The organism is Secundilactobacillus pentosiphilus (assembly GCF_002217985.1).
Taxonomy (GTDB): Bacteria; Bacillota; Bacilli; order Lactobacillales; family Lactobacillaceae; genus Secundilactobacillus; species Secundilactobacillus pentosiphilus.
Genome location: NZ_BCMI01000083.1, coordinates 1 through 233, shown reverse-complemented (window position 1 = coordinate 233; position 233 = coordinate 1). Strand labels below are relative to the sequence as shown.

Sequence of the window (233 nt, the reverse complement as noted above, 5' to 3'; positions counted from 1 at the left end):
TTTGGCGTTGTCGGTTGCGTTGGTTGACTTGGCTGGTTTGGCGTTATCGGCTGCGTCGGTTGACTCGGCTGATTTGGCGTCGTAGGTTGAGTTGGCTGACTCGGCTGATTTGGCGTTGTCGGTTGTGTTGGCTGCGTTGGTTGTGTTGGCTGAGTCGGTTGTGTCGGTTGTGTCGGCTGTGTTGGTTGAGTCGGTTGTGTCGGTTGTGTCGGTTGTGTCGGCTGTGTCGGCTG

Annotated in this window: 1 protein-coding gene; it reads right to left on the bottom strand. The window is 56.7% G+C overall.

The genetic code is table 11. The features are described from left to right. The coding region (locus CES81_RS13145; protein ID WP_225356411.1) for a hypothetical protein at window positions 1–233 on the bottom strand (233 nt) is incomplete at both ends.